The sequence below is a fragment of the Micromonospora sp. DT227 genome (assembly GCF_049841835.1).
Lineage (GTDB): Bacteria > Actinomycetota > Actinomycetes > Mycobacteriales > Micromonosporaceae > Micromonospora.
Window position 1 is genome coordinate 197,165 of the sequence record NZ_JBNCLA010000005.1, and the last position, 22,466, is coordinate 219,630.

Below are 22,466 nucleotides of genomic sequence, written 5' to 3' on the forward strand. Positions count from 1 at the left end.
GGATCTTGGTGGTTGGCTTCTTCTCGGTGCGGCTGACGCCGGCGTCGGGGACTGGGGCCGCCGGGGGCGCCCCCCGACACCCGGTGTACGTCGTGGGGCGTAGGGCTCAGTAGACCGACAGGTGCACGTGGTTGGTGTGGTCGCTGGACGGGTCGCCGTTGCCCCCGCTGTACGACTTCCAACCGCTGCTGGGCAGCCAGATCTGCTTGAACCAGATCACGTAGAGCACGGCGAGCGGGTCGGCGTTGCGCACGAAGTACGCGGCCAGGTTGTTGCCGTACGTCCGGTCGCCGCCGCTGGCCACGCCGCCGAAGCCGCTCTTCTGGGCCGCGAAGTCGCAGGCCCGGCCCTTCGGGTGCTCGCCGGAGCCGCTGGGTCGGTGGCAGGAGACGTACCGGGTGAAGCCGGCGGCCTTCGCCTGTTGCAGCGCGTGCAGCGTACGCGGGGTGATGCAGCCGCTGGCCGGCGTCGGATCGTTGACGCTGCACGACTCGGCCGGCCAGGAGCCGTCGGAGTTGCGCTTGGCCGGCTTCGCGTTCGCGGTGGAGGTGCCCCGGATCCCGCTGCCGCTGCTGCCGCCGCCGCTGCTGGCGGAGGGCCGGTTGTTGGCCTCCTCCAGCGCCTGCTCGGCCTGCTCCTTGCGCTTGGCCATCACCGTGACCTGCTTGCGTTGTTCCCGGACCTCGCCGTCGAGCGCGGTACGGGTGCGGATCGCCTCGTCGCGGGTGGTGATCAGCTCGCGCAGCGTCCGGTCCTCGTGCGCGGCGACCGTCTCCAGGGCGGCGGCCCGGTCCATGAAGCCTTCCGGGCTGGTGCTGCCGAGCAGCGCCGCGGCGGTGCCCATCCGGCCGGTGCGGTACGCCACCTCGGCGATCTCACCGACCTTGGCGTTGCGCTCGGTCAGTTCCGCGTCGATTGTCACGAGTCGTTCGTTGAGCTGCTTCTGCCGGGTCACCGACCGGTTCAGCGCGGCCTTGGCCTCCAGCCAGCCCTTGCTGGCGGCGTCGAGCTTGGCGCGCAGCGCCGGCGTGCCGCCCTCGTCGTCGTCGCCGGGCGCGGCGGCGAGCCGGCCGGTCGGGGGCGCCGCCGAGGCGGGGGAGACCGGTGCCGTCACGAGGCCGAGGGTCAGCATCGCGACGAGCAGGGCCGCCATCCGGGCGGCCGTCCGTCGTACAGGTGCCACTGGGGGCATTCACGTGTCCTTCCGTCAACCGCCGACCGGGTTAGCTGACGGGTTCGGGACGGAAGATCCCTACCGCTGACGCGGATGCACCCCACGTACGTGGTTCCCCGGCTCGCCCTGCGGGCGATTAGGCGACGGCCGCTCCGTCGGCGCCGGATGACGCCTGCGGGTCGGCCGCGACCGAGCCTACCGGCGTTGCCCGGAGCCGGCTCCGCCACCCGGAACCGGATACCGGGCATAACCGGCATAAGTTAACAATAACCACGTGGATTTAAGTCTGTCCTAATTACCAGCCGGACGGGCCGCAGGCGCCGGTGGACGCTCCGGGTTCGATCTGCAACGTCGCGTGATCGATCGAGAAGTCCTCGTGCAGCGCGGCCCGGGCGGCGGCCAGCACGGTGGCGACCTCGGCGCCCGGATCGGTGGTCAGGTGCGCCGAGGCCACCTCCATGCCGGAGGTGAGCGTCCAGACGTGCAGGTCGTGCACCTCGGCCACGCCGGGCACGGCGGTCAGCCGGTCGTGCACCGCGGTCACCTGGAGGTGTTCCGGCGCGGCCTGCACCAGGATGCGTACCGCGGCCCGGCCGAGCCGCCAGGTGCGCGGCAGGATGAACAGGCCGATCGCCACCGCGACCAGCGGGTCGGCCCACCACCAGTCGGTGACCGCGATGACCAGCGCGGCGCCGATCACGCCGAGCGAGCCGAGCAGGTCGCCCAGCACCTCCAGGTACGCGCCGCGCAGGTTGATGCTCTCCTGGGCGCCGGAGCGCAGCAGCGCGAACGCGGCGATGTTGGCGAGCAGGCCGAGCACGGCCACCACCAGCATCGGTCCGGCGAGCACCTCCGGCGGCTCGCCGAACCGGCGTACCGCCTCGATCAGGACGTAGACCGCGACGGCGCCGAGCAGCACCGCGTTGGCCAGCGCGGCGAGCACCTCCAGCCGGTAGAGCCCGAACGTGCGTTGCGGGTCGGTCCGGGCGCGCCGGGTGGCGGTGATCGCCGCGAGCGCCATGCCGATGCCGAGCACGTCGGTGAACATGTGGCCGGCGTCGGAGAGCAGCGCGAGCGAACCGGTCGTGACGGCGGCCACCGCCTCGACCACCATCAGCACGGCGAGCAGCACGAACGCCGCCCAGAGCCGGCCGGAGTGCCGGTGCGCCGCGTTGGCCACCGCGCCGCTGTGGTCATGACCTGCGCCCACGCACACACCCTCCCGCCCCGGGTCCCGGACGAGCCCAATCTATGCTCACATCGCTATGTGTGCAAGTGACTGTGGCGTCAGCCCACCGGATCGAGCGTGGTCAGGCGCTGGGTGGCCCGGGACAGCGCGACGTAGAGCGTGCGGACACCCGAACCCGGGTCGGCCCGGATCTCGCTCGGCGCGACCAACACCACCCCGTCGTACTCCATGCCCTTGGCCTGGAGGCTGGTGACCACCTGGAGCCGGCCGTCGCCGAGCCCGCCCAGCCAACCGGCCACCTCGTCCCGGCGCGGCACCGGCGTGATCACGCCGACCGTGCCCTCCACCTCGGCCAGCAGCGCCCGGACCGCCTCGACCGTGGCCGCCGGCAGCTCGGCCGCGGCCACCGTCCGCTCCACCGGCGGCACGCCGGTGGAGCGCACCGCGACGGGCAGCGCCAGATCCGGATAGCGCCGGCGGATCTCCGCCGCCGCCACCGCGAAGATCTCCGCCGAGTTGCGGTAGTTGGTGGTCAGCTCGAAGAAACGCCGGGGCCGCCGCCCCAGCGCCTGGTCACGCGCCCGGTCCAGTTCCTGCGGATCGCCGGTCCAGGCGGTCTGCGCCGGATCGCCGACCACGGTCCAGGACGCCAGCCGGCCGCGCCGCCCGACCATCCGCCACTGCATCGGCGAGACGTCCTGCGACTCGTCCACCACCACGTGGGCGAAGTCGCGGTAGTCCTCCGGGCGCTCCCGGGCGGCGGCCCGGGCCGCGCGCTGCCGATCGGCGTACGTGCTCAGCTCGCGCACGCCGCCGGCCAACTGGTACGGGTCCCGCTTCGGCTTCGCCCGCCGCACCGGCGTGCCGAGCAGCGCGTCCAGCTCGTCCAGCAGCGCGATGTCGGCGACGGTCAACCCGTCGGTGTCAAGCGTCCGGTACGCGTCGGTGAGCAGCCGGATCTCGGCCGTGGAGAGGACCCCGCCGGCGTACCGGCGCAGCCGCTCGGGCCGGGCCAGCCAGCCCAGCACGTGACGCGGATGCAGCCGGGGCCACCAGGCCCTGAGGAACTCGCGGAACTCCGGCCGCTCGATGATCTCGTCCTCGAACGCGGGCTGCTCCGGCAGCCGGCCCACCCGCAGCGTCCGGGCCTGCGCGTAGAGCGCGGCGAGCACGGCGTCGAACGCGGCCCGACGCACCTCGTTCCGGCGCGCGCCCCGGGTCAGCGTGCGGTCCCGCACCGCGTCCAGCGCCGGCCGGTCCAGCCGCAGCAGCTCACCGCGGTAGAGCAGGCGCAGCTCGGCCGGGGAGTCCGGCACCGCGTCCCGCGCGGCGCGCTCCAGCACCCGGCGCATCCGCAGCGAACCCTTCACGGCCGCCACCTCCGGCGGGTCGGTCCGGGTCGCCGACAGGCCCGGGAACAGCGAACCGAGCGAGTGCAGCGTGGCGGTCTCCTCGCCGAGCGAGGGCAGCACCGAGGCGATGTACTCGACGAACACGCCGGACGGGCCGACCACCAGGATGCCGCCGCCGGCGTACCGGGCCCGGTCGGAATAGAGCAGGTACGCGGCCCGGTGCAGCGCCACCGCCGTCTTGCCGGTGCCCGGGCCGCCGGAGACGATCGTGACGCCGCTGCCGGGGGACCGGATCGCCTCGTCCTGCTCCCGCTGGATGGTGGCGACGATGTCCCGCATCCCGCGACCGGTGGCCCGGGACAACGTGGCCAGCAGCGCGCCGTCGCCGACCACCGCCATGTCCGCCGGCGCGGCCTCCGGGTCCAGCAGGTCGTCCTCGATCCGGGTGACCCGCTCGGCGGCGGACTGGATCGTGCGCCGGCGCACCACGCCGCGCGGCTCGGCGGGCGTGGCCTGGTAGAACGCGGCGGCGGCGGGCGCCCGCCAGTCCACCACCAGCGTCTCCGCGTCGTCGGCGCGCACCCCGAGCCGGCCCACGTGCAGCACCTGCCCGGTGCGCAGGTCCAGCCGCCCGAAGACCAGCCCCTCGTGCTCGGCGTCCAGCACGTGCCGGCGTTGCGCGGCGTGGAAGACCATCGCGTCCCGCTCGACCAGCGCGCCGAACGTGCCGACCCGGGCCAGCCGGTAGCCCTCCCGCTCGGCGTCGGCCGCCGACCGGCGCAGTACGGCCAGCCGGGCGTACACCCGGTCGAGATGCCGCTGCTCGGCGGCGATCTCCCGGTCCAGCGTGGTCTGGTCGGTCAACGCGGTGCTCCTGTGGTCGGACGGCACGACGGGCTGAATGAGGGTACGGGCCGCCGGCAAGCCGCACGTCGGGGCCCGCCTCCGCGCCGGCCCGGACCGGCGCCGGGACCGTCCGTCAGGCCGCGGCCGGGCCCGGGACCGCGATGCCGGCCAGCACCCGGCGCAGCACCCCGGCCACGGCGGCGTTCACCACGTCGGGCCGTTCCATCATCAGCATGTGACCCGCGCCGGGGCAGACGGTCAGCTCCGTGGTGGGCAGCGCCGCCGCGATCGACTCGGCGCAGGGCGGCGGCGTGAGCCGGTCCCGGTCACCGACCAGCGCGGCGGCCGGCAACCCGCCCAACGCGGCCAACGTCTCCAGCCGGTGCTGGGCGCCGATCGAGGCGCGGAACCCACCGATCGAGCGCAGCGTGGCACGCGCCACCGCGGAGGTGACCAGCCGGATGTCCGCCGGGTCGCAGCGGTCGCCGAACAACATCCAGCGGATGCTCGGCCGCAGCGCGCGCAGCAACGCGTACGGCGGACGCCAGCCGCCGCAGCGGGCCAGCACCCCGGCGCCGGTGGTCTCGGCCAGCCGGATCAGCCGGGCGATCCGGGGCGAGAGCCCGTAGACGGTGTGCGTGTGCCCCTCGGCGGTGGTCGAGACGAAGACCAGACCGGCGGTGCGCTCGGCGAACCGGTCGGGGTGGCGGTGCGCGTACTCCATCACCGTCATGCCGCCCATCGAGTGCCCGACCAGCACCACCGGACCGGACGCGGCGAACTCGTCGACCACCGCGGCCAGGTCGTCCCCGAGCTGGGCCAGCGTCGCGTCGCGCAGCGTCAGGCAGCTCGACCGGCCGTGACCGCGCGCGTCGTAGGCGACCACCCGGACCCGGTCGCCGAAGCGGTCCCGCAGGTCGGCGAGTTGCCGGTGCCAGCTCCGCCCGTCCAGCGTCCAGCCGTGCAGCATGACCACGGTGACGTCGGCGTCGACCGGCCCCGTCACCGTGACGTGCAGGCGTACGTCGTCGGAAAGCCGCAGCTCCTGGTGCTCCGACATGGTCCACCTCCCCGGGCCGCCCGGTGTCCGGCCACCGGGGCGTTACCCGGTGGTGACACCGGCGTTACCCGTCATGACACCACGGCAACCGGGCCGGTGAGAAGATTCGCCGTCCGCTCCCGTGCGGTCCGATCGGTGACCAGGCTGGAGGCATGCCGTCCCCGCCCGCCGCCCGGAGCCCCCGGGCCGCCCTGGCCGAGCTGCTCACCGGCAACCGCCGCTTCGTCAGCGGCCAACCGCTGCACGGGCACGACGTGACCGCCGCCGCGGCGGTGGCCTCCGGCGACCAGCAGCCGTACGCGGTGGTGCTGGGCTGCATCGACTCCCGGGTGCCGCTGGAGGCGATCTTCGACCAGACGTTCGGCTCGATCTGCGTGATCCGCACCGGCGCGCACGTGCTCGACCGCGCGGTCTGCGGCTCGATCGAGTACGTGGTGGGCCAGCTCGGCGTACGCCTGGTGATGGTGCTCGGCCACGAGCGCTGCGGCGCGGTGGGCTCGACCGTCGACGCGGTGCGCACCGGGCGGCGGCCCGGCGGCGCGCTGGGATACGTGGTGGACCGGATCACCCCGGCGGTGCGGGAGGTCGGCGTGGCGGACCCGGCCGTCCACCCGCTGGCGATCCGCCGGCACGTGCGGCGCACGGTGGCCGTGCTGCGCGCCGACGACCTGCTCGCCGACCGGGTCGCCACCGGCGAACTGGCCGTGGTGGGCGCGCTCTACGACCTGGCCACCGGTGAGGTCACGTTGCTGCCGGCGGAGGAGACACGGAACCGCCCGCCGGGGTGATCCCCGACGGGCGGTCGCGGTGGTGCGGGTGAGGGCGGCTCAGCCCTCGAAGACACCGGCCTCGACGAGACGCTTCTCGGTCGCGTCCCAGCCGTGGTCCGGGTAGGACGCGGCCAGGCCGTTGATCTCGGCGCGGATCTTGGCGGCGTGGCCGGCGGCGGCCAGCGTCCGGATCTCCTCGACGAAGGCGTCGGAGTCGGTGCGCAGGTGCGCGGTCTTGCCGTTGGTCAGGTTGCGCACGTAGGCGTGCTTGCCGCCGTTGAGCGGGATCAGGTACTTGAACTCGCCCAGCACGCTGAGGGCGCCACCCTGGCCAGCCTGGCCGGCCCGGACTGACGCGCGCGCGGTCTTAGAGGTGTTGCTCGCCACGGAGGTACTCCTTGCAGACGTACGGTGGGGACGGGAACCGTCCGGGGGCTGTGCGAGTGACGCCCGGGTTTGAGCGCCGGCCCGCGAAGACGTGCGGCGGCACAGAACCGCCCAGAGAACTGTACACGAACGCGACGCCTGGCTGGTGGTCGCGCCGTCACCGGGACACAACCGGGTCGCCCACCCGGGTATTTCCGGCCGACCGACCGCGGCGAATTTTCCGATTCGCTGGCGCACCACCTGTCACAGCGGTCATCATGTGTGCCAGAGGCCACTCGGGTGACGAGGTCGTAGGGGAAGACGCACCTCGGCTCACCGGGAGGTCACCGTGCCAACGCGTGGCGTCGTATACGTCCACTCGACCCCGCTCGCCGTGTGCTCGCACGTCGAGTGGGCGATCGCGCGCGTCCTCGCCGCGCCGGTCAACCTGCAATGGACGGGGCAGCCCGTCGACCCCGGCGCGCGGCGCGCCGAGTGCGGCTGGACCGGCAGCCCGGGGACGGGCGCCGAGCTGGCCGCTGCCCTCCGGCAGTGGCCCATGATCCGTTTCGAGGTGACCGAGGAGCCCAGTCCCGGCGCCGACGGCGAGCGCTTCATGTACGTCCCCGGGCGGGGCCTGTTCCGGGCCACCGTCGGCGCGGCCGGCGACATCCAGCTCGGCGAGGACCGGCTGCGTACCCTGATGGCCGCCGCCCGCGCCCCGGAGGCGCTCGCACACGCCCTCGACAAGGCGCTCGGCACCGCCTGGGACGCCGAGCTGGAGCCCTACCGGTACGCCGGCGACGGCGCGCCGGTGACGCTGCTCACCCGGGTGGGGTGACGCCGGGCGAGTTGCCCCGATACGGTGGGTCCCGTGTCGATTCCCTCGCGGCGTTCCGCCGTCGCGCTCGCCGCACTGACCGCGCTGGTCCTCACCGGCTGCTCGGACGGGCCGGACCGGCCCCGGCCGACGCCGTCGACAGCGACGCCGTCGGCGGGCGCGAGCGCGTCGGGGTCCACCGACCCGGCCGCCGCCGATCCCGCCGCCCGGGCCGCCGCGCTCGTCGCCACGCTCTCCGACGAGGACCTGGTCGGCCAGGTGCTGATGCCGTACGCGTACGGCAGCTCGGCCACCCAGGTCTCCGCCGGCTCGGCCGCCGGCAACCGGGCGCTGGCCGGTGTCGACACCCCCGCCGAGATGGTGGCGAAGTACCGCCTCGGTGGCGTGATCCTGGTCGGCTTCAGCGCCGACGACCCGACCTCGGGCAACCAGGAGACCACAAACGTCGACAACCCGAAGCAGGTCCGCGCGCTGACCGACGGGCTGCGCGCCGCCGCCGGCAAGCTGCCCGCCGGCGCCGCGCCGTTCCTGGTCGGCACCGACCAGGAGTACGGCGTGGTCACCCGGATCACCGACGGGGTGACCCAACTGCCCAGCCCGCTCGCCGCCGGCGCGGCCGGCAACCCGGCGCTGACCGAGGCCGCCTGGCGGGCCGCCGGGGCCGAACTGGCCGCGATGGGGATCAACCTGGACTTCGCCCCGGTCGCCGACGTGCTGGCCACCCGCAGCACGGTGATCGGCTCCCGGTCCTTCGGCGCCACCCCGGCCACCGCGTCGCCCCAGGTGGCCGGCGCGGTCCGCGGCCTCCAGGCCGAGGGGGTCGGCGCGGCGGTCAAGCACTTCCCCGGGCACGGCCTGAGCGCCGCCGACTCGCACACCGAACTGCCGGTGGTCGGGCAGTCGCGGGCCGTGCTGGACCGCACCGCGTTCCCGCCGTTCCGCGCCGGGATCGACGCCGGCGCCATGGCGGTGATGTCCGCCCACCTGAACGTCACGGCGGTCGACCCGGGCACCCCGGCCACGTTCTCCCGCAAGCTGCTCACCGACGTGCTCCGCGGCCAGCTCGGCTTCCAGGGGGTGGTGATCACCGACGGGATGAACATGGCGCCGGTGAAGAAGTGGTCGCCCGGCGAGGCGGCGGTCCGCGCGCTCAACGCGGGCAACGACCTGATCCTGATGACGCCGAACGTCGGGCAGGCGTACGACGGGCTGCGCGCCGCGCTGACGGACGGCTCGCTGCCCCGCACCCGCCTGGTCGAGGCGGTCACCCGGGTGCTCACCATGAAGTTCCGGCTGGCCGGGCACCCGCAGCCGGCGCTGTCGACGCTGGACGGCCCCGAGCACCGCAAGGCCGCCGCCGACCTGGCCGCCGCCGCGGTGACCGTGCTGCGCGGCACGTGCGGCGGCGCGGTGACCGGACCGGTCCGGGTCACCTCCTCCGGTGGGCGGGACCGCACCCGGGCCCTGCTGACCGAGGCGCTCACCGCCGCCGGTGTCAAGGTGGTGTCCTCCGGCGGCACCGTCGTGCACCTCGTCGGGTACGGCGACGGCACGAAGGACCTGAACGCCGACGCGGCCGTGACGGTGGCGATGGACACGCCGTACGTGCTGGCCGGGGCGAAGTCGCCGACGGTGCTGGCGACCTACTCGTCCACCCGGGCCTCGATGACCGCGTTGGCCGCGGTGCTCGCCGGCAAGGCCCGCCCCACCGGCCGCGCCCCCGTCCCGGTCCCCGGCCTGCCCGCCACCACCTGCAAGGTGTAAGGAAGGGCCCCCGCTTAACGCCTCCGGTAGAGGAAGGGCCCCTCCTTAACACGTGAGTGTTAAGGAGGGGCCCTTCCTTGCAGACCTGGTTCAGGGGCGGGTGAAGACCAGCGCCACGTTGTGCCCGCCGAAGCCGAACGCGTTGTTCAGCGCGGCCGGGATCTCCAGGTGCCGGGCCTTGTGCGCGGCCACCTCCAGGCTGAGGCCGTCGTCCGGGTCGTCCAGGTTGACCGTGGGCGGCACGACCCCGTCCCGGATGGCCAGGATGGTGGCGATCGACTCCAACGCGCCGGCCGCGCCGAGCAGGTGCCCGGTCATCGACTTGGTGGCGGTGAGCAGCGGGTGGTCACCGATCGCCTCGCGCAGCGCGCCGATCTCCAGCATGTCGCCGACCGGCGTGGAGGTGGCGTGCGCGTTGACGTGCACGATGTCCCGTCCGGCCATGTCCGCGTCGGCGAGCGCCCGGGTGATGGCCCGGATCGCGCCCTCGCCCTCCGGGTGCGGCTGCACCATGTCGTACGCGTCGGAGGTGACCCCGGCGCCGGCCAGGCGCGCGTAGACGCGGGCGCCGCGGGCGGCGGCGTGGTCGGCGCGCTCCAGCACCAGCACGCCCGCGCCCTCGCCGAGCACGAAGCCGTCCCGGGCCTTGTCCCACGGTCGGGACGCCTTCTCCGGCTCGTCGTTGCGGGTCGACATGGCCCGCATCGAGGCGAAGCCGGCGATCGGCAGCGGGTGGATGACCGCCTCGGTGCCGCCGACCACCACCACGTCGGCGCGGCCGGCGCGGATGATGTCCAGCCCCAGCGAGATCGCCTCCGCGCCGGTCGCGCAGGCGCTGGCCACCGAGTGCACCCCGGCCTTGGCGCCCAGTTCCAACCCGACCCAGGCGGCCGGGCCGTTCGGCATCAGCATCGGCACCGTGTGCGGGGAGACCCGTCGCGGTCCGGACGCCTCCAGGATGTCGTCCTGGGCGAGCAGGGTGGTGGCGCCGCCGATGCCCGAGCCGACGCTCACGGCCAGCCGTTCCGGGTCCGGCCCGGCGTCGGCCAGCCCGGCGTCCGCCCAGGCCTCCCGCGCGGCGATGAGAGCGATCGCCTGGGAGCGGTCCAGCCGGCGCAGCTTCACGCGGTCCAGCACCTCGGCCGGGTCCACCGCCAGTTGGGCGGCGATCCGGACGGGCAGTTGCCCGGCCCACTCCTGGGTGAGCGCACTCACCCCGGAGCGGCCGGTCAGCATGGCGTCCCAGGTCGACGCGACGTCCCCGCCGAGCGGGGTCGTCGCGCCGAGCCCGGTGACGACGACGTCGGGGCGACTCATGATCAGGACTGCGCCTCGATGTAGCTGACCGCGTCCCCGACGGTCTTCAGGTTCTGCACCTCGTTGTCCGGGATCTTGACGCCGAACTTCTCCTCGGCCGCCACCACGACCTCCACCATGGAGAGCGAGTCGACGTCGAGGTCGTCGGTGAAGGACTTCCCCTCGGCCACGTCGTCCGGGCTCACCCCGGCAACCTCTTCGAGGATCTCGGCGAGGCCGGCGGTGATCTCGTCACGGGTCATTGCGGTTGGTTCCTCTCATCGGGGTTTCTCGGCGGCCGGCGACGCCGGCCACCGCACCTGGAGCGCGTTCGCGCCCGAGGGGGTCATCAGGGGCAGCGCACGACCTGACCGGCGTAGGTCAGGCCGCCACCGAAGCCGAACAGCAGCACCGGGGCGCCCGCGGGCACCTCGCGTCGCTCGACCATCTTCGACAGGGCCAGCGGAATGCTCGCCGCCGACGTGTTGCCGGACTCGACGATGTCCTTGGCGATGATCGCGTCCGGGATGTTCAGCCGCTTGGCGATGCCGTCGATGATCCGCGCGTTGGCCTGGTGCGGCACGAACGCGGCCAGCTCCGACGGGGCCACCCCGGCCCGCTCGCAGGCCTGGAGCGCCAGCGGGGCCAGCGCGGTGGTGGCCCAGCGGAACACCGACTGCCCCTCCTGCGCGATGTACGGACGCCAGCCCTCGATCCGCACCGCGTCGCCCTTCTCCGGCGCGGAGCCCCACACCACCGGCCCGATCCCGGTCGGCTCGTCGTCTGCGGTCGCGGTGACCACCGCCGCGCCGGCGCCGTCGCCGAAGATGATGCAGGTCGACCGGTCGGTCCAGTCGGTCACGTCGGAGAGCTTCTCCGCGCCGATCACCAGCGCGTTGCGCGCCGCGCCGGCCCGGATCGCGTGATCCACCGTGCCCAACGCGTACGCGAAACCGGAGCAGGCGGTGTTGAGGTCGTACGCCGCCGGCGCGTTGATGCCCAGCTTCGCGGCGACCCGGCAGGCCACGTTCGGGCTGCGGTCCACCGACGTGCAGGTCGCCACCACGACGAGGTCGATGTCGGCGGCGGTGAGGCCGGAGCTGGCCAGCGCCTTGCCGGCGGCGGCGGTGGCCATGTCGGCCACGGTCTCCTCGCCGGCGATCCGGCGGGTGGCGATGCCGACCCGGTCCCGGATCCATTCGTCGTTGGTGTCGACGAACTGCGCGAGCTCGTCGTTGGTGACCACGCGGGAGGGCTGGTAGTGCCCCATCGCGGCGATCCGGCTGCCGGCCATTTAGTGCGATCCTCCGATGCGGACGAGGGGCTGGCCCGGGGCGACCGGGTCGTCGTGGTGCGCGAGCCACTCGGTGAGCAGCCCGCTGTCGTGCGCGGTCACCTCGACCCGCCCCTGCCGGGCGGCGACGTGGCCGACGACCTGGCCGGCGTGCACACCGGCGCCCTCGGTCAGCTCGGCCACCGGCGTGAAGACACCGGCGGCGGGGGAGACCACCACCCGGAAACCGGACGCCGACGGGCGGGCGACGCCGCCACCGCCGTGCCGGGCGATCAGGCTCCGCGCGGCGGGCAGGTCGTCGGGCGTGTTCAGGGTGACGATCTCCGGTGCCCCGTCCCCCTTGAGCTCCCGCTTGACCAGACCGGCCAGCGTGCCGGCCGGCGGCAGCTCGACCACGCCGGTGACGCCGAGGTCGACCAGGGTGCGCATGCACAGGTCCCAGCGGACCGGGGCGGTCACCTGCCGGACCAGCCGCTGCACCGCCTCCCGGCCGTACCCGACCGGGGCGCCGTCGAGGTTGGACAGCAGGACGCGGGCCGGGTCGGCCACGGTGACGCCCCCGGCCACGCCGGCCAGCGCGGCCTCGGCCGGGGCCATGTACGGGGTGTGGAACGCGCCGGCCACCTTGAGCCGGATCACCCGCGCCCGGGTCGGCGGTTCGACGGCGAGCTTCTCCAGCCCGGCGATCGCGCCGGCGGCGACGATCTGGCCGGCGCCGTTGCGGTTGGCCGGGTGCAGGCCGTGCGTCTCCAGCGCGGCGAGCACCTCGTCCGGGTCGCCGCCGAGCACGGCGGCCATCCCGGTGGGCTCCAGCGCGCAGGCGGCGGCCATCTCCCGGCCGCGTACGCCGGCGAGCGTCACGGCCGCCTCGGCGGGCAGCACCCCGGCCAGCGCGGCGGCGCCCAGCTCGCCGACGCTGTGCCCGGCGACCACCCGGACGTCGTGCATCGGGAGGTGCTCGGCGGCGAGCAGCGCGGCGGCGACCAGCAGCGGCTGGGTGCGGGCGGTGTCCTTGATCTCGTCCGCGTCCGCCTCGGTGCCGAGGTGGATCAGGTCGACCCCGGCCAGCGCCGACCACCAGCGCAGGCGCGCCTCGGCGCCGGCGAGGTCGAGCCATGGGTTCAGGAAACCGGGCTTCTGTGAACCCTGTCCGGGGGAGAGTACGGCGAGCACGTGTACGACTCTGACGGATACTCGCGGGTCGCGCTGTAACGCACGGCACCAAACCGCACTAGAAGCTTTAGAGGAAACCTACAAAGATCGGCGCCGGTCGTCGCCGCTCTGGGCCACTTTCCGACCGGCTGGGCTCGCTGTCTGGTTCGGGACCGGCGTGACGGCCGGGACCACCGGGTCGAGCCGACCGACGGTCAACGCGACCTGGAGCGCGAAGGCGTCCCGCGGGGCGAGCGGCGAGAATCCGGTCACCTCGGCGATCCGCTTCAGCCGGTAACGCACCGTGTTCGGGTGCACGAACAGCGCCCGCGCCGCGCTCTCCAGCGTGCCGCCGGCGGCGAAGAACGCGTCGAGCGTCTCCAGCAGTTCGCCGCCGCCGGCGCGGGCCAGCGCCGCGTACACGTCGTGGCGCAGCCGGCGGCGCGCCTCGGTGTCGCCGGCCAGCGCCCGCTCGGGCAGCAGTTCGGCGGCGGCGACCGGGCACGGCGCGGTCGGCCAGGCCGGCGCGGCCCGGAACCCGGCGAGCGCCGCCCGCGCGGACTCGGTCGCCTCGTCGAGGCTGGGCACCGCCGGACCGACCACCACCGGCCCGTCGCCGAACGCGGTACGCAGCTTCCCGGCAGCCGCCAGCGGATCGGCCGCCCCGCCCAGCACGATCACCAGGCGGTCGCCGTGCACGCCGCCGATCACCTCGACACCGATCCGGCGGGCCTGCCGGTAGACGGTGTGCAGGACGGCCGACACCTCACCGCCGGGGGAGCGGCCCACCGCCACCGCCACCGGCGGCGCGTCGGACCAGCCCAGCGCGGCGGCGCGACTGGCCAGCACGTCCGGCGAGTCGCCGCGCAGCAGCGCGTCCACCAGCAACGCCTGCAACCGGGCGTCCCAGGAGCCGCGGGTCTCGGCGGCCCGGGCGTACACCCGGGCGGCGGCGAACGCGATCTCCCGGGAGAAGCGCAGCACCGCCTCCCGCAGCGACTGTTCCTCGCCCGGCACGGCCAGCTCGGACACCTGTTCCTCGACGACCTCGATGGTCACCTTGATCAGCGCCACGGTCTGCTGGAGGCTGATCGAGCGGGCGAGCGCCACCGGCGCGGCGGCGAAGACCTCGTCCGACACCTCCTGGGTGCGGTCGGTCGCGCCGCCGCCCTGGCGCAGCCACTGGACCAGGGACCGCACGCCGGCCTGGGCCACCAGCATCACCCAGGAACGCTGGTCGGCGGGCAGCTCGCGGAACCACAGCAGACTCTCGTCCATCCGGGCCACGCTGGCGGTGGCCAGGCTTCCCGCGGCCCGCTCGATGCGGCGAAGCGTGGCCGACGTCTCGGTACCGCCCGGTTCACTCACCGCACCAGCCTGACACGGCCTGACCAGCGGATCCACTCCGAGTCCGCGGCAGCGCCGCCGACGGGTGATCTCCACCGGTACGCGCTGACGATCTCGTCGGGCCGGGCCAGTACGGTGTCAGAGCGCGTCGGGGCGTTCCGTCCGACGGGCGAGGGCGAAGGGTGAGGGGGACCGGGATGGCGCACGGGGAGGCCGAACACGGCTGCGCCCAGCACGAGCACTGTCGGCCGGGCCACGACCAGCAGCGCCGGGCAGGGCTGACCCATCCGGGTGAGCCGGCCGCCGGGCGGTCGCCGGAGCGCGCCGACGACGAGCCGGCGGCGCCGCGTCAGCGGGTCGTCGAGCCGGCCGGTCCCACGGCCGACCCGGCGTCGATCCAGGGCTGCCGCAGCGACCAGGCCGGCTGGGCGGGTGGCCACCGGCACGGCGCGGTGCGCCCCGGCAACCGCACGAGCCGCCGGGAACGGCCGCCGCGCCGCTGGTGCTGACCACGCGGGGCCCGTCCGGCGGTTAGCGTGGGTGGGGTGAAGGCGATGGCGATCGACGAGTACGGCCCGGCCGACCTGCTCACCGCTCGTGAGCTGCCCACCCCGCCGGTCGGTCCGGACACGGTCCTGGTGCGGGTGCGGGCCGCCGGGGTCAACCCGGTCGACTGGAAGGTCCGGGCGGGGCACCTGGCCGGCGCGTTCCCGACCCACTTCCCGCTGGTGCCGGGGTGGGACGCCGCCGGCGTGGTGGAGGCGGTCGGTCCGGCGGTGTCCGGGTTCGCCGTCGGTGACGAGGTGATCGGCTACGTCCGCCGCGACGACGTGCAGCACGGCACGTACGCGGAACTGGTCCCGGCCCCGGAGCGGTGCCTGGCCGACAAGCCGGTGCGGGCGTCCTGGCCGGAGGCGGCCGGTCTGCCGCTGGCCGGGCTCACCGCCTACCAGGCGTTGCAACTCGCCCGCACCGGGGCCGGTGACACCGTGCTGGTGCACGGCGCGGCCGGCGGGGTGGGACACCTCGCGGTGCAGGTGGCCCGCGCGCTCGGCGCCGACCGGGTGATCGGCACGGCGAGCGAGGCGAACCACGACTTCGTCCGGTCGCTGGGCGCGGAGCCGGTCAGCTACGGCGACGGCCTGCCGGACCGGGTCCGCGCGGTCGCGCCGGACGGCGTCGACGTGGTGCTGGACCTGTTCGGGGGCGACGCGCTGGACGCCTCCGCCGAGCTGATCGGCCGGCCGGGGCGGCTGGTCTCCACCGCCGACCCGGAGCACGTGACCCGCCTCGGCGGCGCGTACGTCTTCGTCAAGCCGTCCTCGGCCGACCTGGGGGTGCTCGCCGGGCTGGTCGACGCCGGCCGGCTCACCGTGCACGTGGCCCGGACGTTCCCGCTCACCGGGGCCGCCGAGGCGCAGCGGCTGGTGGAGGCGGGGCACGTCCGAGGCAAGGTCGTGCTGACCCTCTGAGCCGGGCTCAGCGGGTGCGGCGGCGCACCAGGAGCGCGATGCCGGCCAGCCCGACGGTGATGACCAGCACCACGCCGATGTTGAGCAGCAGCAGCCGCTGCAACTCGCCGAGCGCGGTGTCGAGGCCCTCCGCCGGGTCGAGTGCCTCCTCCGGCAGGACGCGCTCGCCGCCGCCGATGCCGCCGGAGAGCGTGTCGAACCGGGGCGCCAGCGGCACCCCGACGGCGCGCAGCGTCTCGGACATGTTGAGGCGGCCGAGGAACCAGCCGGCCCGGGGGTGGCTCAGGTCGGGCTGCTTGGCCGGCCGGTAGACCCGGGGGCCGCCCTTGGCCAGCGGGAAGAGGTCGTAGGTGTGCTGCGGGCTGCCGGCGGCGAGCACCACCACCGTGTACTTCGGACCGAGGTCCTTGGCCGCCGGGCCGCGGAGCTGACCGGTCGTCCCCAGCCACTTGACCTGGTCGACGATCATGGTGACCTCGGCGGGTTTGGTGTCGGCCCGCAACTGCAACGGCTGGTCGAGCTGGTCGCCGGTGATGTCCACCCCGGCGGGGGCGAGCTTCGGCTTCGGCGCGGCCTGGGCCGCCGTCGTGCCGGTGAGGGCCAGTGTGCACGCCAGCACCGCCGCCCCGGCCACGACGGTCAGCAGCCGCCTCACCTTCCGGACCATCGCCGCCTCCTCGCCCCGTTCGATGGCTGGCTTCCGCTGCCGGTCACACTGGACCCGCCCACCCCAAAGACTCCGCAGAACGTCGCGTGGTTGCAGTAGGTGGAAGAGTATTTGGAACTATCTGCGAGCTGAGACCGACCAATGAACGGTCGAAGATCAGCGGCCGGATCTTACCCGGACGGAGGGGCTCATGGGGGGCAGGGTTGCCCGTACGACACGTACCTGGCTGGCGGTGCTCGGGCTGGCGGCGGGGGTGTCGCTGCTGTTGCCGGCCGCGCCGGCCGCCGCGCACAACTCGTTGACCGGCAGCGATCCGGCCAACGGGGCCCGGGTGGCCGCCGCGCCGAAGCGCATCGAGCTGCGGTTCCTGGCCACGCCGAAGGAGTCCGGCACGACGGTCACCGTCACCGGGCCGGACAACGTGGTCGCCGCGGGCGGACCGCCGGCCTTCTCCGGGAAGCGGGTGAGCGTGCCGTTCAAGCCCGCCGCGGCCGGGCTCTACATCGTGGCCTACCAGCTCGCGTCCGACGACGGGCATCCGATCAAGGGGGAGATCCGGTTCACGCTGACCACCGGCACCCCGGCCGAGACGCCGTCGACGTCCGCGAGCGCCCCACCGACCACCGTGACGCCGCCCACGAGCGCCGCGCCGTCGCCGGCGAGCCCGACGCCCGCGGCCGCCGGCGGGGACGACGACGGGGACGACGACGGGGGTACGGGTTGGCTCTGGGCGGCCGGCACGGTCGTGCTGCTGGCCGCGTTGGGCGGTGGCCTGCTGCTGCGTCGCCGCGCTGCCCGCCGCTGACCGGGCCGGGCACTCAACGGCTGACCGGGCCGGGCACTCAACGGCAGGCCGGGCCGGGCACTCGACGGCAGGCCGGATCCGCGGCGGGCGCCCGCTCGCCCGGTCACCGTGCGTGACGGGACGGGAGAGACCTCTACCGCGTCTCGTCATGCCTCCTGGTCATAAATATGACCAGGAGGCATGACGCCCGATAGGGCAACGTTTCCGGCGCGCGACACGCCCGGACGACACGCCGGGGCGTCACCCGCGGGCTCAGACCAGGCGTACCCGGGCGGCGCGCAGCCGGGTCAGCGTACGGTCGCGGCCGAGCACCTCGAGCGACTCGAACAGCGGCAGCCCGACGGTGCGGCCGGTGACCGCCACCCGGACCGGCGCCTGCGCCTTGCCCAGCTTCAGCCCGCGCTCCGCGCCGACCGCCTCCAGCGTGGCCTTCAGCGACTCGGCATCCCAGCTCTCCAGCGTGTCGAACGCGGCGATCGCGGCGTCCAGCAGCTCGGCGGCGCCCTCCTTCATCGCCTTCGCCCAGGCCGCCTCGTCGATCAGCGGGTCGGCCAGGAAGAGGAAGTCGACGTTCGGCACGATCTCGCTCAGCACCGCGATCCGGGTCTGCGCCAGCGGGGCCACCGCGGCGAACGCGGCCGGGTCGAACTCGGCCGGCTGCCACGGCGGCGGGGCGATCGTGTCGGTGCCGGTGAGCCACGGCTGGCACGCGGCGGCGAACTCCTCCACCGGCAGGGCCCGGATGTACTCCCCGTTGAAGGCGCGCAGCTTCTTCTCGTCGAAGAAGGCGGGGGAGAGGTTGACCTCGTCGAGCCGGAACTCGTCCTCGATCACCGACCAGGGCACGATCTCCCGGTCACCCGACGGCGCCCAGCCGAGCAGCATCAGGTAGTTACGCATCGCGTCGGCGAGGTAGCCCTCGTCCCGGTACGCCTCCAGGGCGACCTTGTCCCGCCGCTTGGACAGCTTCTGCCGCTTCTCGTTGACCACCACCGGCACGTGCGCCCAGACCGGCGGCTTGACGCCGAGCGCGTCCCAGAGCAGCTGCTGCTTCGGGGTGTTCGGCAGGTGCTCCTCGGCCCGGATCACGTGGGTGATCCCCATGGTCATGTCGTCGACCACGTTGGCCAGCAGGAAGACCGGCGAGCCGTCGCCCCGGGCGATGACGAAGTCCTCGATCAGCTTGTTCTCGAACGTCGGCTCGCCCCGGATCAGGTCGACCACCACGGTCTCGCCCTCGTCCGGGGTGCGGAAGCGCAGCGCCCGGCCCTCGCCGGCGGACAGGCCCCTGTCGCGGCAGAAGCCGTCGTAGCCCCGGTGCTGCGAGCCGGTACGCGCCTGCACGTCGTCGCGGGTGCAGTCGCAGTAGTACGCCCGGCCGGCCTCGTACAGCCGCTGCGCGGCGGCGCGGTGCTCGCCCGCGTACGAGGACTGGAAGTAGGGGCCCTCGTAGCTGCCGCGGGTGATGCCGATCCAGTCGAGCGCGGAGAGGATGCCCTCGGTCCACTCGGGCCGGTTGCGGGCCGCGTCGGTGTCCTCGACGCGGAGCACGAACACCCCGCCCTGCTGCTTGGCGAAGATCCAGTTCTGCAACGCCGAGCGGGCGCCGCCGACGTGGAACATTCCGGTCGGGGAGGGGGCGAAGCGTACACGTACCGTCACGTCCCCCAGCCTACGGCGGGCCGCGACCGCTTTCCGGCAGGGGGCCCGGTCAGGGCACCGCCCTGATCTTCACGACGAGCGCGCTGCCGAGCAGCGTGACGGCCGCGGTCACCGCGTAGAGCGCCGGGTAACCGCCCAGGTGCACCACGATCGGGGCGGAGAGCGCCGGCCCCAGCACCTGCGGCGCGGAGTTGGCGATGTTGATCACCCCGAGGTCCTTGGCCCGGTCGGTGGCGGCCGGCAGCACCTGGGTGATCAACGCGGCGTCCACCGCCAGGTAGACGCCGTAACCGGCGCCGAGTAGCAGCGCGGCGACGATCGCCATCGACCAGACCGGCGCCACCGCGAGCAGCGTCGCCGCCACCGCCATGATCAGCCCGGACACGATCACGAAGACCTTGCGCCGGCCGGAGCGGTCGGAGAGCCGCCCGGCCACCACGGCGGTGAGCATCATGCCCACCGTGTAGAGCAGGATCAGCACCAGCAGCGAGCCCTCGGGGTCGGCCACCCGCACCCCGTCGGTGAGGAAGTAGAGCAGATAGAGCGTGCCGAGCGCGTTGCCCAACTGCACCAGGAACCGGGTGAACCAGGCCCAGGCGAAGTCGGGGTGGCGACGCGGGCTGATCCACATCGAGGCGAGCAGGGCGCGCGCCCGCAACGGCGACCGGTGCTCCCGGGGCAGCGGGTCGTCCTGGGTGAGCAGCGCGAACGGCAGCGACAGCAGCAGCACGGCGAGCGCGATCGCGGCGTACCCGGCGGCGTTGCCGGTGACCACGGCGGTGACCAGCACCGCGCCGAGCACCAGGCCCAGCGCCTGCGGGATGCCCACCCAGCCGGAGACGCCGCCGCGCTGCGCCACCGGCACCCGGTCCGGGATCGCGGCGGTGAGGCTGGCCAGCATGGCGTTGAAGCAGACCTGCGCGGCCACCCAGGCCACCGCCACGCCGGCGATGCTGTCCTGCCGGGCCAGCAGCACCAGCGCGAACGCGCCGACCACCGCGCCGGTCGCGGTCCAGACGTGCCGGCGGCCGAAGTGCCGGTTGGCCAGCCGCAGCGAGGTCCGGTCGGACAGGGCCCCGGCCAGCGGGTTCGCCAGCACCGCGGCGAGCGCGCCGAGGCCGGTGACCACCGCCAGCATGGCCTCCTTGTCGCCCGGCGCGATGCGTTCCACCTGCTGCGGCAGCAGCACCTGGATCGGCGTGAAGAACGCCATCCAGACGCCCAGGTTGGCGGCGAAGATCAGCGCGATCCAGCTCCGCCGGACCGGCACGGTCGGCTCGGCGAGCGCCGCCGGCAGCGAGGCCGGCGTCGGGTTGACGGTGGTCATCGCCGGACCAGGTCCCGGAACCAGGCGTACGACGACTTCGGGGTACGCCGCTGCGTGGGGTAGTCGACGTGCACCAGCCCGAACCGCTTGGTGAACCCCTCGGCCCACTCCCAGTTGTCCAGCAGCGACCAGACGAAGTACCCGGTCACCGGCACCCCCGCGGTGATCGCCTCGTGCACCGCGCGCACGTGCCCGTCCAGGTACGCGATCCGTTCCGGGTCGTCCACCCGGCCCTGCGCGTCCGGCACGTCGTCGTACGCGCAGCCGCTCTCGGTGACCTGGATCGGCGGCAGCGCGTCGCCGTACCGGTCGTGGAGCTGGAGCAGCAGCTCGCGCAGCCCGTCCGGGGCCACCGGCCAGTCGAACGCGGTGCGCGGGTACCCGTCCAGCGGCACCATCTCGAACGGCAGCGGCGAGCCCTCCTCGGGGGCCCGGATGCCGGTCGGGTTGTAGTAGTTCACGCCGAGCACGTCGATCGGGGCGGCCAGCACGTCCAGGTCGCCGTCGTGGATCACGGCCGGGTCGAGGCCGGGCGCGTCGGGGTAGCCGCGGCCGAGCAGCGGGTCGGTGAAGAGCCGGTTGTGCAGCGCGTCGTACGCCTGCGCGGCGGCCCGGTCGGCGTCGGTGTCCCCGACCTGCCGCACCGGCGAGTAGTTGTTGGCGATCGCCACCGGGCTCGCGGTGCGGGCGCGCAGCGCGGCCACCGCCAGGCCGTGCCCGAGGAGCTGGTGGTGGGCCACCGGGAAGGCGTCGAAGAGCAGCATCCGGCCGGGCGCGTGGGTGCCGATGCCGTGCCCGAGGCTCATGTGGATGAACGGCTCGTTGAGCGTGATCCAGAGTTTCACCCGGTCGCCGAGGCGGGCCGCGGTCAGGTCGGCGTACTCGGCGAAGCGGGCGGCGGTGTCCCGGTTCAGCCAGCCGCCGGCGTCCTCCAGCGCCTGCGGCAGGTCCCAGTGGAAGAGCGTGGCGACCGGGTCGACGCCGGCGGCGAGCAGGCCGTCCACCAGCCGGTCGTAGAAGTCCAGCCCGGCCGCGTGCGCCGGGCCGGCGCCGGTGGGCTGGACGCGGGGCCAGGCGATCGAGAACCGGTACGCGGACACGCCCAGCCCGGCCAGCAGCGCGGTGTCCTCGGCGTGCCGGTGGTAGTGGTCGCACGCCTCGTCGCCGGTGCTGCCGTCGACGATCCGGCCCGGCTCCCGGGCGAACGTGTCCCAGATGGACGGTCCCCGGCCGTCGACCGTGGTCGCGCCCTCGATCTGGTACGCGGAGGTGGACACCCCCCAGCGGAAGCCGGCGGGGAAGTCGGGCATCGGCACGGTCGTCAATTCGCCCTCCCAATACGTGAAGCGTGTTCGCGACTCTAGGGCTCGGGCGAACGCCACGCCATAGGCCGGGACGGCGGGTGACACCAGGGCGTTTCGGCGTGTCTTCGACGATCCCGTCCACTTAAGTCCGATTTACACATAGAGTGCCGAATATCGCGGATGTAGTTTTAAGTGGGGGAAAGACGCTCATGATCCTCGTGGAACGCAGCGCACACGTGGTGGCGCCGGTGGAAGTGGTCTGGGACGTCGTGCAGCGCGCCGAGCAACTGCCGGCCTGGCTGGCGGGGGTCCGTGCGGCCGAGGTCCTCTCCGGGGAGGGGTTCGGTCGGCGGCAGCTCGTCCAGGCCGGGCGCGGCGCCGCGCACGAGGCCGAAGTGATCGCCTATCAGGAGCCGACGCTGATCGGCTGGCGCGAACGGGCCAAGGGCGCCGGCGCCCGGGCCGAGGCGCGTACCGAGATCTACGTCCAGCTCACCGCGGACGAGGACGCCGGCGGCACCGTGGTCCGGCTGATCGTCGTCCGGTGGCCCGCCGGGCCGGTCAAGGCCGCAATGCTGCGGCTCGGCCTGCGCCGGGTGGGCGCCGACCTGGAGGACTCGCTGGCCCGGCTGACCGACCTGGCCGCCGTCGGCTGACCGGGTCCAGTCCCGGCGTCGCCCGCAACGACGATGGTCCGGCATCCCAACCAGGGACGCCGGACCATCGTCGTGTCCGTCGGTGTTAAGCGGGGGCCCCTCCTCTACCGCAGGCGTTAAGC

21 protein-coding genes and 1 riboswitch are annotated in these 22,466 nt (G+C 74.2%); of the genes, 7 read left to right on the top strand and 14 right to left on the bottom strand.

The window, feature by feature from the left end; genetic code table 11:
• Positions 1 to 106 precede the first annotated feature (106 nt).
• The 4 genes from ACLQ2W_RS19055 to ACLQ2W_RS19070 form a co-directional block, all read right to left on the bottom strand.
• Entirely contained in the window at positions 107 to 1,192 is a 1,086-nt protein-coding gene (locus ACLQ2W_RS19055) for a coiled-coil domain-containing protein (protein WP_425787591.1), read from the bottom strand.
• Positions 1,193 to 1,197: 5 nt separating this feature from the next.
• A riboswitch (cyclic di-AMP (ydaO/yuaA leader) is annotated at positions 1,198 to 1,327 on the bottom strand.
• Between the two features lie 142 nt (positions 1,328 to 1,469).
• Positions 1,470 to 2,384, bottom strand: coding sequence for a cation diffusion facilitator family transporter (locus ACLQ2W_RS19060; protein ID WP_425787592.1), 915 nt, complete (start codon positions 2,382 to 2,384; stop codon positions 1,470 to 1,472).
• A gap of 77 nt (positions 2,385 to 2,461) precedes the next feature.
• On the bottom strand, positions 2,462 to 4,579 hold the full coding sequence (locus ACLQ2W_RS19065) for a HelD family protein (protein ID WP_425787873.1): 2,118 nt from the start codon (positions 4,577 to 4,579) through the stop codon (positions 2,462 to 2,464).
• A gap of 115 nt (positions 4,580 to 4,694) precedes the next feature.
• Positions 4,695 to 5,621 (bottom strand): alpha/beta fold hydrolase, encoded by a 927-nt coding sequence (locus ACLQ2W_RS19070; protein ID WP_425787593.1) that lies wholly within the window; start codon positions 5,619 to 5,621, stop codon positions 4,695 to 4,697.
• A 152-nt stretch (positions 5,622 to 5,773) separates the two neighbouring features.
• On the opposite strand from ACLQ2W_RS19070, the gene ACLQ2W_RS19075 reads away from it, so the two are divergent.
• Positions 5,774 to 6,409 carry a carbonic anhydrase gene (locus tag ACLQ2W_RS19075; RefSeq protein ID WP_425787594.1) on the top strand — a complete coding sequence of 212 codons (636 nt, stop codon included), beginning with the start codon at positions 5,774 to 5,776 and terminating at the stop codon, positions 6,407 to 6,409.
• Positions 6,410 to 6,448: 39 nt separating this feature from the next.
• Here ACLQ2W_RS19075 and ACLQ2W_RS19080 read toward each other — a convergent pair whose 3' ends face one another.
• Positions 6,449 to 6,778, bottom strand: a complete 330-nt coding sequence (locus ACLQ2W_RS19080) for a hypothetical protein (RefSeq protein ID WP_281936990.1) — start codon at positions 6,776 to 6,778, stop codon at positions 6,449 to 6,451.
• 328 nt (positions 6,779 to 7,106) lie between these two features.
• On the opposite strand from ACLQ2W_RS19080, the gene ACLQ2W_RS19085 reads away from it, so the two are divergent.
• Entirely contained in the window at positions 7,107 to 7,598 is a 492-nt protein-coding gene (locus tag ACLQ2W_RS19085; protein ID WP_425787595.1) for a DUF3145 domain-containing protein, read from the top strand.
• A 33-nt stretch (positions 7,599 to 7,631) separates the two neighbouring features.
• Positions 7,632 to 9,362 carry a glycoside hydrolase family 3 protein gene (locus ACLQ2W_RS19090; RefSeq protein WP_425787596.1) on the top strand — a complete coding sequence of 577 codons (1,731 nt, stop codon included), beginning with the start codon at positions 7,632 to 7,634 and terminating at the stop codon, positions 9,360 to 9,362.
• A 90-nt stretch (positions 9,363 to 9,452) separates the two neighbouring features.
• Here the strand turns inward: ACLQ2W_RS19090 and fabF are convergent, their stop codons facing one another.
• The 5 genes from fabF to ACLQ2W_RS19115 form a co-directional block, all read right to left on the bottom strand.
• On the bottom strand, positions 9,453 to 10,679 hold the full coding sequence (fabF, locus tag ACLQ2W_RS19095) for a beta-ketoacyl-ACP synthase II (protein ID WP_405090707.1): 1,227 nt from the start codon (positions 10,677 to 10,679) through the stop codon (positions 9,453 to 9,455).
• A 2-nt stretch (positions 10,680 to 10,681) separates the two neighbouring features.
• Positions 10,682 to 10,921: an acyl carrier protein gene (locus tag ACLQ2W_RS19100; protein WP_013735281.1), complete on the bottom strand. Its 240-nt coding sequence runs from the start codon at positions 10,919 to 10,921 to the stop codon at positions 10,682 to 10,684.
• 86 nt (positions 10,922 to 11,007) lie between these two features.
• Positions 11,008 to 11,952, bottom strand: a complete 945-nt coding sequence (locus tag ACLQ2W_RS19105) for a beta-ketoacyl-ACP synthase III (protein WP_281936983.1) — start codon at positions 11,950 to 11,952, stop codon at positions 11,008 to 11,010.
• On the bottom strand, positions 11,953 to 13,125 hold the full coding sequence (locus ACLQ2W_RS19110) for an acyltransferase domain-containing protein (RefSeq protein WP_425787597.1): 1,173 nt from the start codon (positions 13,123 to 13,125) through the stop codon (positions 11,953 to 11,955).
• 78 nt (positions 13,126 to 13,203) lie between these two features.
• Complete coding sequence (locus ACLQ2W_RS19115; protein WP_405090704.1) at positions 13,204 to 14,508, bottom strand: PucR family transcriptional regulator; 1,305 nt, start codon at positions 14,506 to 14,508, stop codon at positions 13,204 to 13,206.
• 140 nt (positions 14,509 to 14,648) lie between these two features.
• Here ACLQ2W_RS19115 and ACLQ2W_RS19120 point away from each other — a divergent pair, with 140 nt between their 5' ends.
• Both ACLQ2W_RS19120 and ACLQ2W_RS19125 read left to right on the top strand, forming a co-directional pair.
• A complete protein-coding gene (locus tag ACLQ2W_RS19120; protein WP_425787598.1) occupies positions 14,649 to 14,960 on the top strand; it encodes a hypothetical protein in 312 nt (103 codons plus the stop codon).
• 45 nt (positions 14,961 to 15,005) lie between these two features.
• On the top strand, positions 15,006 to 15,923 hold the full coding sequence (locus ACLQ2W_RS19125) for an NADP-dependent oxidoreductase (RefSeq protein WP_425787599.1): 918 nt from the start codon (positions 15,006 to 15,008) through the stop codon (positions 15,921 to 15,923).
• A 7-nt stretch (positions 15,924 to 15,930) separates the two neighbouring features.
• Here ACLQ2W_RS19125 and ACLQ2W_RS19130 read toward each other — a convergent pair whose 3' ends face one another.
• Complete coding sequence (locus ACLQ2W_RS19130) at positions 15,931 to 16,590, bottom strand: hypothetical protein (RefSeq protein ID WP_425787600.1); 660 nt, start codon at positions 16,588 to 16,590, stop codon at positions 15,931 to 15,933.
• 190 nt (positions 16,591 to 16,780) lie between these two features.
• Here ACLQ2W_RS19130 and ACLQ2W_RS19135 point away from each other — a divergent pair, with 190 nt between their 5' ends.
• On the top strand, positions 16,781 to 17,395 hold the full coding sequence (locus ACLQ2W_RS19135; protein WP_425787601.1) for a copper resistance CopC family protein: 615 nt from the start codon (positions 16,781 to 16,783) through the stop codon (positions 17,393 to 17,395).
• Between the two features lie 252 nt (positions 17,396 to 17,647).
• Here the strand turns inward: ACLQ2W_RS19135 and gltX are convergent, their stop codons facing one another.
• The 3 genes from gltX to ACLQ2W_RS19150 are packed head-to-tail and all read right to left on the bottom strand — an operon-like array spanning position 17,648 to position 21,694.
• Complete coding sequence (gene gltX, locus ACLQ2W_RS19140) at positions 17,648 to 19,057, bottom strand: glutamate--tRNA ligase (RefSeq protein ID WP_425787602.1); 1,410 nt, start codon at positions 19,055 to 19,057, stop codon at positions 17,648 to 17,650.
• A gap of 49 nt (positions 19,058 to 19,106) precedes the next feature.
• A complete protein-coding gene (locus ACLQ2W_RS19145) occupies positions 19,107 to 20,384 on the bottom strand; it encodes an MFS transporter (protein ID WP_405090698.1) in 1,278 nt (425 codons plus the stop codon).
• On the bottom strand, positions 20,381 to 21,694 hold the full coding sequence (locus tag ACLQ2W_RS19150; protein WP_425787874.1) for a GH1 family beta-glucosidase: 1,314 nt from the start codon (positions 21,692 to 21,694) through the stop codon (positions 20,381 to 20,383). The genes ACLQ2W_RS19145 and ACLQ2W_RS19150 overlap by 4 nt, the downstream gene beginning before the upstream one ends.
• Before the next feature lie 203 nt (positions 21,695 to 21,897).
• On the opposite strand from ACLQ2W_RS19150, the gene ACLQ2W_RS19155 reads away from it, so the two are divergent.
• On the top strand, positions 21,898 to 22,344 hold the full coding sequence (locus ACLQ2W_RS19155; protein ID WP_425787603.1) for an SRPBCC family protein: 447 nt from the start codon (positions 21,898 to 21,900) through the stop codon (positions 22,342 to 22,344).
• The last annotated feature ends 122 nt before the right edge of the window (positions 22,345 to 22,466 follow it).